9 protein-coding genes are annotated in these 10,042 nt (G+C 70.4%); 5 read left to right on the top strand and 4 right to left on the bottom strand.

Annotation, left to right across the window (positions count from 1 at the left end; translation table 11 throughout):
• Nucleotides 1–427 precede the first annotated feature (427 nt).
• Nucleotides 428–1,570 (top strand): serine hydrolase domain-containing protein, encoded by a 1,143-nt coding sequence (locus VF794_RS11710; RefSeq protein WP_331109740.1) that lies wholly within the window; start codon nucleotides 428–430, stop codon nucleotides 1,568–1,570.
• A gap of 265 nt (nucleotides 1,571–1,835) precedes the next feature.
• On the opposite strand, the gene VF794_RS11705 is transcribed toward VF794_RS11710, so the two are convergent.
• Together VF794_RS11705 and VF794_RS11700 are read right to left on the bottom strand one after the other, a co-directional pair.
• Nucleotides 1,836–5,015 carry a tetratricopeptide repeat protein gene (locus tag VF794_RS11705; protein WP_331109738.1) on the bottom strand — a complete coding sequence of 1,060 codons (3,180 nt, stop codon included), beginning with the start codon at nucleotides 5,013–5,015 and terminating at the stop codon, nucleotides 1,836–1,838.
• Nucleotides 5,016–5,136: 121 nt separating this feature from the next.
• A complete protein-coding gene (locus VF794_RS11700) occupies nucleotides 5,137–5,700 on the bottom strand; it encodes a GNAT family N-acetyltransferase (RefSeq protein WP_331109736.1) in 564 nt (187 codons plus the stop codon).
• Here VF794_RS11700 and VF794_RS11695 point away from each other — a divergent pair.
• The 3 genes from VF794_RS11695 to VF794_RS11685 are packed head-to-tail and all read left to right on the top strand — an operon-like array spanning nucleotide 5,699 to nucleotide 7,679.
• The gene (locus tag VF794_RS11695; RefSeq protein ID WP_331109734.1) at nucleotides 5,699–6,550 is read left to right on the top strand and encodes a WGR domain-containing protein; all 852 of its coding nucleotides are present in this window, start codon (nucleotides 5,699–5,701) and stop codon (nucleotides 6,548–6,550) included. The two genes, VF794_RS11700 and VF794_RS11695, sit on opposite strands and share 2 nt — an antisense overlap.
• 20 nt (nucleotides 6,551–6,570) lie before the next feature.
• Complete coding sequence (locus VF794_RS11690; protein ID WP_331109732.1) at nucleotides 6,571–6,981, top strand: hypothetical protein; 411 nt, start codon at nucleotides 6,571–6,573, stop codon at nucleotides 6,979–6,981.
• Nucleotides 6,978–7,679 carry a hypothetical protein gene (locus VF794_RS11685; RefSeq protein ID WP_331109730.1) on the top strand — a complete coding sequence of 234 codons (702 nt, stop codon included), beginning with the start codon at nucleotides 6,978–6,980 and terminating at the stop codon, nucleotides 7,677–7,679. Before VF794_RS11690 ends, VF794_RS11685 begins: the two co-directional genes overlap by 4 nt.
• Nucleotides 7,680–7,688: 9 nt before the next feature.
• Here VF794_RS11685 and VF794_RS11680 read toward each other — a convergent pair whose 3' ends face one another.
• On the bottom strand, nucleotides 7,689–8,507 hold the full coding sequence (locus VF794_RS11680) for a hypothetical protein (RefSeq protein ID WP_331109728.1): 819 nt from the start codon (nucleotides 8,505–8,507) through the stop codon (nucleotides 7,689–7,691).
• A 256-nt stretch (nucleotides 8,508–8,763) separates the two neighbouring features.
• Between VF794_RS11680 and VF794_RS11675 the strand changes: the two genes are divergently transcribed.
• The gene (locus VF794_RS11675; protein WP_331109726.1) at nucleotides 8,764–9,717 is read left to right on the top strand and encodes a DUF6624 domain-containing protein; all 954 of its coding nucleotides are present in this window, start codon (nucleotides 8,764–8,766) and stop codon (nucleotides 9,715–9,717) included.
• An 8-nt stretch (nucleotides 9,718–9,725) separates the two neighbouring features.
• Here VF794_RS11675 and VF794_RS11670 read toward each other — a convergent pair whose 3' ends face one another.
• On the bottom strand, nucleotides 9,726–9,929 hold the full coding sequence (locus tag VF794_RS11670) for a YbdD/YjiX family protein (RefSeq protein ID WP_331109724.1): 204 nt from the start codon (nucleotides 9,927–9,929) through the stop codon (nucleotides 9,726–9,728).
• Nucleotides 9,930–10,042: the final 113 nt, after the last annotated feature.

Raw genomic sequence — 10,042 nt, 5'->3', positions numbered from 1 at the left:
AAGAACCCGGAGCAACGGCCACCACCTCTCCGGCGGTAGCACCCTGCGTCATATCGGCTGGCTGTCCTGCGCACGCCGCGAGGAAAACGGTCACGGCGAGTGACGCGTGAATGCGGAAAGATAGACAATTCATTTCAGGATTTTCCCTTCGAAAACCCAGGCGTTCATCAAGGCGATGAAGCGTTGGTAGCATCCATCTAGCATGCCATACCGCGTGGGACTGTGAAACGTTTCACACCTGGAACCTTTTATGGGCTCGCCCTGGATGTAGACGAAAAAGTGAGGCGATCTTCCAGACGCGAGCGGTCACGAGGCCTCAAGTGGTTACGACAAAAGCGAGGCTCATTGAGACGTTCCTTTAGAGGGAGGGAGGCCAATTACGCGTGCGGGAACGCCCCCCTCCAGGCAAGCTGGAAGCTGGGCTCCCATGACCGACTGCTCCCTCTCGATTCTCGCTTTGTTCGCCGCCTTCTCCCTGCTCGTCGGCTGTGCTGGAACCCCGTCGAGCGCCAGACCGCCCCCGGCCATGGACGTGCGCACCGTGGACCCGCTCTTCGCCGCCTATGACAGCCCGGAGGGTCCCGGTGCCAGTGTCGTCGTGATTCACGACGGACAGGTCGTGCTCGGCCGTGCCTATGGGCTGGCGGACCTCCAGGCGCGGACGCCCGCCACGCCGGAGACCCACTACCGTCTCGCCTCGCTCACCAAGCAGTTCACGGCCATGGCCATCCTGCTCCTGGTCGAGGAGGGCAAGCTCCGCTACGACGACCGCGTCGTCGACGTGCTCCCCGGCTTCCCGGTGTACCTGCGTGAGGTCCGCGTCCGTCACCTGCTCCAGCACACGTCGGGCATCTGGGACTACGAGGCCTTCGTCCCGGACACCCAGAGCGTGCAGGTGAAGGATCGCGACGTCCTCGAGCTCCTCTCCCACGCCGACCGCACGTACTTCCCGCCCGGGACCGCGGTGCGCTACAGCAACTCCGGTTACGCCGTGCTCGCCCTCCTCGTGGAGCGGGTCGGTGGGATGCCGTTCGCCAGGTTCCTGCACGAGCGCATCTTCGCCCCACTCGGCATGCGCTCGACGGTCGCGCACGAGGAGGGCGTCTCCACGGTGTCGCGGCGCGCGTACGGCTATGTGGCCGATTCGAAGGGCTTCCGCCCTCGGGATCAGAGCCCCACCAGTGCCGTGCTGGGGGATGGCGGTATCTACTCGTCCGTGGCGGAGCTGGTGGCGTGGAACGCGGCCCTCGACAGGCACGCGCTCGTCAGCGCGGAGACCCAGCGGCTTGCCTGGACACCGGCGACGCTGCCGGATGGCTCGTCCGCGCGCTATGGGTTCGGCTGGTTCATCGATGAGGACCAGGGCCGGGTGCGCCTCTCGCACCATGGGGAGACCTCGGGCTTCACCAACGCCATCGTGAAGTACCCGGAGCAGCGACTCACGGTCATCGTCCTGACGAATCGCGCGGGCGGCGAGCCGTGGAGGATTGCTCAACGGCTCGCCGACCTCAGGCTGGGGACCGAGGGAACGCGCGTGTGGCCCTTCGAGACCATGCCCAACACGCGTTAGCGGGGGCTAGAGGACGCCGCGGCGCTCCTGGTCCCGCTCGATGGAGCGGAAGAGGGCCCCGAAGTTGCCCTCTCCGAACGAGCGGTGGTTCCGAGAGCCGCCGCCTCGTCAACCCGCGCCTCTTCGGTGGGGACTGTGTGAGGTGCCCTACCGGGCCGGCTCGCGTTTCCGCTTCGCGCCCGCGCTGGTGCACCCGGCGGACCGGCCGCTCGGACGCGCCGGCCAGCGCTTCCTGGAGCTGCTCACGGCGAGTACGCGGAGCGCCTCAAGGAGGGGCCGGCAGCGCCGTTGAGCCCGGTGGGGCCGCGCTCGTCCCGGGCGAATGCCGCTTCAGCAGGGCGTCGAGCTTCGCCAGGGCACTCGCGTGGAGGATGGGCGCGCGGGCATACGTGGCGCGTGCCGCCAGGGCGAGCCGTGGGGCCCGCTCCAGCTGCTGCCCGGCATCCACGAGGGCGCGGGCCAGGGTGGACTGCACCATGGCCACGTACTCGGCGCGACCCGAGCGCTTCTCGACGATCTGAAGCGCCTGCTCCAGCAGCGGAATGGCCTCGGACGTCCTGCCCAGCTTGCGCAGGGCCTCGGCCTTGCCGGCCAGCAGCAGGGCTCCCGTCGGCGACTCCAGTTCCGCCTTCTTCTCGAAGCGGGCCAGCACCTGCTCGAAGATGACGAGCGCGCGCACGGGCTGGCCCAGCTCCAGGAGGCTGGTGGCGATGTCCTGGCGGACGAGGGACGTGTTGAAGTGCTCGGGGCCGAGGTAGCGCTCGCGCAGCTCCAGCGCCTCCTGGCGCAACCGGAGTGCCTTGTCATGCTGGCCCCGCACCCCGTGGAGGGTCGCCAGCCCGAGCAGGCCCTGGGTGTAGATGTGCTCCTGCCGTCCCAGGTCCTTCTTCGCCAGCTCCAGCACCTTCTGGAACGTCTGCTGAGAGGGGTTCAGCCGCTCCAGGGAGAGCTGGGCCTCGGCCACGCGCACGAGGGCCTGGAGCGTCTCCGTGCTCGCCGCTCCAGTGCGCTCCTGGAAGAGGCGCGCGGACTCCTCGTAGTGGGTGAGGCACTCGGCATCCCGACCGTCCTCGCTCTCCAGGTCTCCGTAGGCGAGATGGAAGTGCGCCCACTCCTCCGAGTCGGGCCGATAGGCCTGCTGGCCGATCACCTGGACCCGATCGAGCACCTCGCGGACATCGGCGATCCGCCCCTGCATGAGGTACACGTTGGACAGGTTCATCAGGGGTTGGGTGAGGAAGGGGTGGGTGGCACCGAGGTTCGTCTCCCCCATGCGGACGAGCGCCTCGAGCGCCCGCTGCGATTCGTCGAGTCGATCCAGGTTGCCCAGCGCGGCCAGGGAGTTGGTGGCGTAGCGCAGCGTCGTCGCGTTGGCGGGGCCGAGGTGCTGCTCCGCGAGGGCGAAGGCCTTGTCGAAGGCCTCGTAGGCCTCGGCGAAGTTGCCCTGGTTGTAGAAGGCCAGTCCGCGGTTGTTGTGGTAGATGGCCCGCAGCTCGCCGTTCTCTCCCAGTCTGTCGAGCGCGGCCCGCGCGAAGTGCTCCCAGCGCTCGGCCTCCTCCTGGGGCCCGCGCAGGCTGTAGTAGCCCATCAGCCGCACGGTGGCTTCCGCGGCGAGCGTGTCGTGCCGCGAGGCGTGTGCGAGCCACAGGGCCTCGGTGAGCAGCGGGGGAACGTCCTTGCTCTCCCCGGAGACGATCCGCGACCAGGCCTGCATGAAGAGGGCCTCGGCGTGGGCGGGCTTGTAGCCGAGCTTCGCCGTCTTCTGCTGCACCCCGGGGGCCAGCTCCAGGGCCTCCTTGTACTTGCCCGCCTCGGCGAGCGCCTTGACGCGGGCGAGCTGGGCGCGCGCTGTCTCCACGGCCTGACGCGTGGCGGAGTCCTCGGGCGGCTTCACCTCGGAGAGCAGGGCCTCCACGTCCGCGCAGGCGCGCAGGGTGCGCAGGGTGCTGGCGGCGGAGATGGCCTTCTCCACCACGGTGTCATCCGCCTCGGTGAAGACCTCGGTGAGCGCGGCCAGTTCCCGCCGGCGACCCTCCAGGCATGCCATGCGCAGGGACATGACGGACTCGGACTGCTCGCCGCGCAGGCGCGTGGCCTCGCAGGTGTCCCGGTGCATGTCCGTCCACGCCACGGTGTACTTGTTGAGGGCCTCGCGCACGCGCTCCCAGGTGTCCCGGGCATAGGGCCGGCCAGTGGCGAGGAAGGCCTTCTCGATGGCCCCCTGACGCGGCGTGTCCCAGAGGCCCTTGAGCTTCTCCGGGGCGCCCGTGCACAACTGGGATTGGCGCTGGTGCCAGGCGGACCAGGCGAGCACCCCCGAGCCGACGAAGAGCACCAGCAGGGCCACGGCGGACAGCCAGCGGCGGCGCACCTGGGCGGGGTCTCGCTCCAGGGTGGCCAGTAGCGCGTCCAGCGAGGGGTAGCGCGCCTCCGGGGGGCTGTTGAGGGCGCGCAGCAGGGCGCGATTCACCCAGGGCGGTACCTTGGAATAGGGCGGCGGCGGGTTGACGCGGCCGGCCAGCACCTTCTCCCGGCGCTCGGCGGGGGTGCTGCCCTCGAAGGGACGCTCTCCATGAAGGGCCTCCCACAGCGACACGGCGAAGGAGAACTGGTCGCTCCGGGCATCCGCGGTGATGCCACGGAACTGCTCGGGCGCCATGTAGGCCGGCGTGCCCATCACCGCGCCCTGCTGCGTCAGGTTCAGCTCCAGCAGGCTGTGGGGCTTGACGGGGCTGGTGCTCACGGAGGACGTGCCCGCCTCGGACGCGAGCTCCGGTGGCGCGTCATGCGTGCGCGCCAGGCCGAAGTCCGTTACCCGGACGCGACCGTCCTTGCCCACCAGCACGTTGGTGGGCTTGAAGTCGCGGTGGACGAGCCCGGCGGCGTGAGCGGCGGCCAGCCCCCGGCCCGCGGCCAGGAAGGCCGAGAGGATCTCCCGCCAGCCGTGCGGCTTCTCCTGCTGCCACTGGAGCAGCGTCTGGCCCTCCACCAGCTCCATGGCCATGAAGACCAGAGTGCCGTGCTGGTACACGTCGTAGACGCCCACCACGTTGGGGTGGGAGAGCTTGGCCATGGCCTGCGCCTCGCGCAGCAGCCGGGCCCGCCCCGAGCCCGAGGTCGCCTCCGGACCGGCGTCGGCGTCGCCGGGCGGCAGCAGCTTGAGCGCCACCTTCCGGTCCAGCACCGAGTCGTACGCGGCGTACACCATCCCCATGCCGCCCTCGCCCAACGGGTCGAGCACGACGTAGCGATCCAGGGGCGTCCCGCGGCCGAGCGCGGGCGTCTCCGGGGCCGGGGGGCGGGGCTCGGGTGCTTGAGCGTCCCCCGTACCAAGGGCGACCGTGCGGCGCTCGTCGGTGACGGCCGTACGGCGCTCGTCGGTGACGGCCGTGCGACGCTCGTCCGTGACGAGCGTGCGGCGCTCTTTGTCATCGAAGGACTTCATGCGGTCTCGCTCCCTCGAGAGGATGTCACGCCCTTGGGGCAGCGAAAACGCATCGTTGCACTGATTGGTGGATCCATGCGTGACGACGCTCCGCGGCAGGCTGGTCGCCTGGAGAGCGGGCTCAAGTGGCCCGGGCGAGCCGCTCGAGCGCGTCGCCGGTGACGCGGAAGACGGTCCACTCGTTCATGGGTACCGCGCCGAAGGACTTGTAGAACTCGATGGCCGGGGCGTTCCAGTCGAGCACCGACCACTCGAAGCGCCCGCAGCCACGCTCGACGGCGAGCTTCGCCAGGTGTGACAGCAGCTTCTTGCCGTGCCCCTTGCCCCGGTACTCGGGGAAGACGAAGAGGTCCTCCAGGTAGATGCCCGGCCTGGCGAGGAAGGTGGAGTAGTTATGGAAGAAGAGGGCGAAGCCCACCACCTGTCCGCCGTCCTCGGCGAGGACGACCTCGGCGTAGGGCTTGTCGCCGAAGAGGTGCTGGCGCAGGTCCTCCTCGCGGAGGACGACTTCATGGGAGAGCTTCTCGTACTCGGCGAGGCCCCGGATGAGCCGGGCGATGGCGGGGACATCCGCGGGGGTGGCTGAACGAATCATGCGCGCGATGCTAACGGAGTGGGAGCGGCGGTGGCGCCCGTAGTAGCGTCCGGGCATCCGCGGACCCAGCACGGGAGGGGACAGCGTCATGCGCAGGTTCGAGTTCGTCGAGGGCACCAGCGCGAAGTTCTGGATGGCCGAGGTCCAGGGCTCCACCTTCACCGTGGTGTACGGGCGGCTGGGCACCGAGGGGCAGCGCAAGGAGAAGGAGTTCCCCGACGCCGAGGGTGCGCGGCGCGAATACGAGCGCAAGGTGGCCGAGAAGCTGCGCGAGGGCTACCAGGAGGTGTCCTCGGAGGCACCCGCGGCGGCTCCCAAGGCGGCGAAGGGCGCGGCCGCGGCCTCGCCGAAGCTCTCGCTCCCCCCCCGGGTGAAGAAGGGCAAGCCCTCCGCCGAGCAGGTGAAGGCGGCCGTCGAGGCGCTCACCACGCTGGACTCCGGCGTGGGCGGGCGGAGCTGGAAGGTGGCGCTCCAGGCGCGTCGGGCCCGGCGTGCGCTCCGGGCCTTGAGCGGCTTCGACCCATCCAGTCACGCCGCGCTGGGAGCGGTATTCACCGCGCTGATGGCGAAGGTGGTGGCGCCCCGAGGCCAGCCCCGGTTGCCGCTGTGGGCGGCGATGGAGCTGCTGGCCGAGCTGGACGCCTCTGCCTTCTCGCGAACGCTGGAGCAGTGGAAGCGCGCTCCCGCCGGAGCGCCGGCCCAGGCCGCGACGGGGGTGCTGGCCCATCAGGCCGAGGCCCTGGGCGAGCCCGAACTGGCGCTGCGCATGGGCACGTTGCTCACCTCGGACGAGGCCTGGGAGACGCGGTGGAGCACGCTGCGCCCGCACGTCGAGGGGCACCTGCTGGCGTCGGGCAGCTCGTTGCCGGTCTGGCTGCGCGGGCTGGATGCCGGGGGCGATGCGCGCGTCGCCGAACGCTTGTCCCGCCTGGGTGCATGAGCGGTGGTACCGTGCGGGCCATGAGAATGTCGCGTTGGTACTGGGGGCCCGTGCTCGCGCTGTGCGTGGCCGGGTGTGCTTCGAATCGGGGGGCGCGCGCGTCCTCGGGTTCCGCCACGGAGCGGCGCGCGGACGAGCTGGAGGCGCGCAACGCGGCGATGCAGCAGGAGCTGAACCGCAAGCAGGCGGAGCTACAACAATCCTTCCAGGCCCTGGCGCAGGCCGAGGGCGCCGCCGGCCTCAACAACCTCGGGTGTGTCGGTGTGTCTCCGGCCAACGCGCAGCTTCAGGGGCTGCCCCGCTCGGGCGCGGTCCATGCCCAGTTCCTCCTGCGCGGCCAGCCCTACCGCATGACGGCCACCTTCACCGCGCCTCGCACGTCCGGACCGTGGCGCCTGTCCAAGGGCACCTGCATCGTGGTGAAGCCATGAGGGCGCTTCGTCTCGGCCTCGTGCTGGGGGCGCTCGTGGGCACGGGCTGTGCCACGAATCCGGCCACCCGCATGCGCTCGGCGGAGAAGGAGAACCAGCGTCTCACCCAGCAGCTCCAGGACGCGGACCGGGCGCTCCAGTCCGTCAACGCCCATCTCGGGGAGCTGCGCTCACCGGGCGGCTCCGGGCGCTCCTTCAGCATGTATTACACCCCGGCCTCCCTCGAGCAGCTGGCCTCGCAGGTGCTGCCGATGCGGATGGCCGCGCGCAACTTCCACCAGAAGCTCCAGGGCGACGTCATCGTCGAGCGCATCTCCGACATCCGCTTCGGCCCGTCCAACACGCTCACCTGCCGGGCCCTGCTGCGCGGTGAGAACGTGCGCTACACCGGCAGCGTCCCCAAGCCCTACCAGGCGGAGGTCCGCCGGTTCCAGGAGGGTGTGGCCGCCGGCGTGATGGCGGACCTGGTGGTGGAGCTCTCCTTGAGCGACACCGGCCTGCGGGCTCGCGCCCATGCGACACGCACGAAGCTCAAGGCCCACTCCAGCGCCAACTCGGAGGGCATGCTGCGCGAACAGGTGAACGAGCGCGCCTTGCGCGTGCCCTTCACCTTCGACCTCACCGTCCAGGGAACCGGCGCCGTGGCGCGCCGGATGGTCCTCACCGCCAACCACCTGGTGGTGACGTACGCGCCGTAGCGCGTCCGCTCACTCCCCGCTCGCGTCCGAGCTGTGGGCGGGCGCCGAGTTGCCCCCGAGGGTCGGCTGCTTGTCGACCTCCTCGGGCGGGTAGCCGCGCGCGGCCTCGAGGTACTTCGGCGGCTTCACCTTGCGGCGATCCTTCGCGCTCAAGCCCTCGGGCGATACCAGGGTCGGCTCGCTCCCGGCGGCGGCAGCGGACTGGACGACGTGGCCATCACAGAAAAGCCACTCGGTGCGCCCATCGGCGAACTGGCGCGCGTAGAACACGTCCGTGCTGCCCACCTCGGTCTTCGCGCACCACGTCTGACGCGCCGTCTGCTCCCGCTGCGGCGCCTCTTCCTGCCACTTGCGCTGCGCTTCCTGCAACGCGAGCAGCTCGCCGCCCTCGGTCAGCCGCGTCCGCGACTGCTCCACCAGTTCCTGGCCGCGCTGCCCCAGCTGTGGGAAGGCGCCGGACTTCGCGAAGCCGCACTTCTGGAGCGCCCGGAGGTTGGCCTGGTGCACATCCAGCACCTTGCCCAGCGAGCCCGAGGCCTCCTTCAGCAGCTCCATGTGCCGCCCGTGGTCCACGGAGTTCGGATTCTTCGCCTGCTCCGTCGAGGACAGGAAGCCCTCCATCAGGCCGTTCATCGCGCTCAGCTCGTCCGTCAGCCAGCGGGGCTCGGCGTCACAGATGTTGGCCTTGGCCGCCGCGTAGTCGCGGTACCCCGCGCGCGAAAGCCCCAGGCTGTAGTTCTGCACCGGCGCTACCCGCTTCGGCGCGCACGCGGCCAACGCCAGACCCAGACCTCCGACAATCCACAGTCCTCGACTCACGAAATTCATGGCTCCCGAATCTATCGGACAACGACGCGTCCGGTCGAATTGGTTGGTGCTCGAAGCACCCGGGCTCGGGGAGGCAAATCCCGACAACCCGGGGGCCTTCGTGACAGGGCGGTGAGGGCGTTGCAAGAAGCACGTGTGTCAAAGGCCGCCTGCAAGGATTCCAGCCAGGGGTCCTTCGGAGGGCGGGCGGAACGTGGTGTTATCGCGCCCCCCACCGACCTCCCGTTGGCCGGGGCCCTCTTCAGGAGCTGCTTGAATGAACCGCCTCCTTGCCTGGCTCGCCGCGCTGAGTTTTCTGTCGGCCTGTGCCCATTCCACGCCCACCGAGGCGCCCGCGACGGCTCCCACCACCGCGCCCGCTCCGGCGCCCACGGCGGAGGGGCTCGCGCTGGCGCGTGAGGCGGATGCGCTGGCCATGAGCGGGAAGACGGGCGAGGCCCTCCCGCTCTTCCGGCGCGCGTGGGAGCAGGGCTTCCGGGACGTGGGCCTCTTCTATGACGCCGCCTGTGCCGCGGCCCTCGAGGGCCAGAAGGCCGAGGCGCTCACCTGGCTCGGGCGGGCCGCGGAGGCCGGCTTCTCCGCGACCAGCCATCTGAAGTCGGATCCGGACCTCGCCTCGGTGCGTGAGGACCCCGCCTTCGCCCGCGTCGTCGAGCGGGTGGCCGCCAACGAGGCGAAGCTGAACGTGGCCCAGAAGCCAGAGCTGCGCGACGAGCTGCTGCGCATGATGGAGGAGGACCAGGCGGCCCGGCGCGCGGCGGGGGCGGCGCAATTCAAGGACGCGGCGGCCAACGAGCGCATGCGCGCCATCGACGTGCGCAACACCGCGCGCATGAAGGAGATCGTCGCTCAAGAGGGGTGGCCCACGAAGACGCTGGTGGGCGAGCGTGGCGCGCGGGCCGCGTTTCTCCTCGTGCAGCACGCGGACCTGGATCCGGCCTTCCAGAGGCAGTGTCTGCCGATGCTGGAGAAGGCGGTGGCGGCGGGGGAGGGCTCGGGGAAGGACCTCGCCTACCTGACGGACCGCATCCTGGTGGCGGAGGGCAAGCCGCAGCGCTACGGCACCCAGTTCCACAACGTGGAGGGCAAGCTCGTGCCCCGCCCCATCGAGGACGAGGCCAACGTGGACGCGCGCCGCGCGGCGGTGGGCCTGGGCACGATGGCCGAGTACAACGCGCAGATGCAGCGCATGGCCGCTGGCGGCAAGTAGCTCCGGGCTCAACAGCAGCGCCCGCCGCCCCCTCGGTAGCGCGCCTGCATGCGCTCGTCGAAGAACTGCGCGTAGCTCATCACGGGCCGCTCGGGGTGACGCAGTCGCATGTGCTCGACATAGGTGTCGTAGTCGGGCACGCCGATGAGCAACCGGGCCGTCTGCACCGCCCGTTGCCACAGCCGCGCCCAGGGAATCCGCGGGGCCCTCATGTCAGCGGCTCGCCGTCGCCAGGGGCTCATGCGGGGTCTCCCGGTGGGTCGGCGTCGCCGACCGGCGGGCCGCCAGCGCGGCGCGAATGCCGAACCCGAGGGTCGCCACCACC

The sequence above is a fragment of the Archangium sp. genome, assembly GCF_036389735.1.
GTDB lineage: Bacteria > Myxococcota > Myxococcia > Myxococcales > Myxococcaceae > Archangium.
Note: the sequence above shows the minus strand (reverse complement) of the source record. Positions and strands in the feature narration are given on the sequence as shown.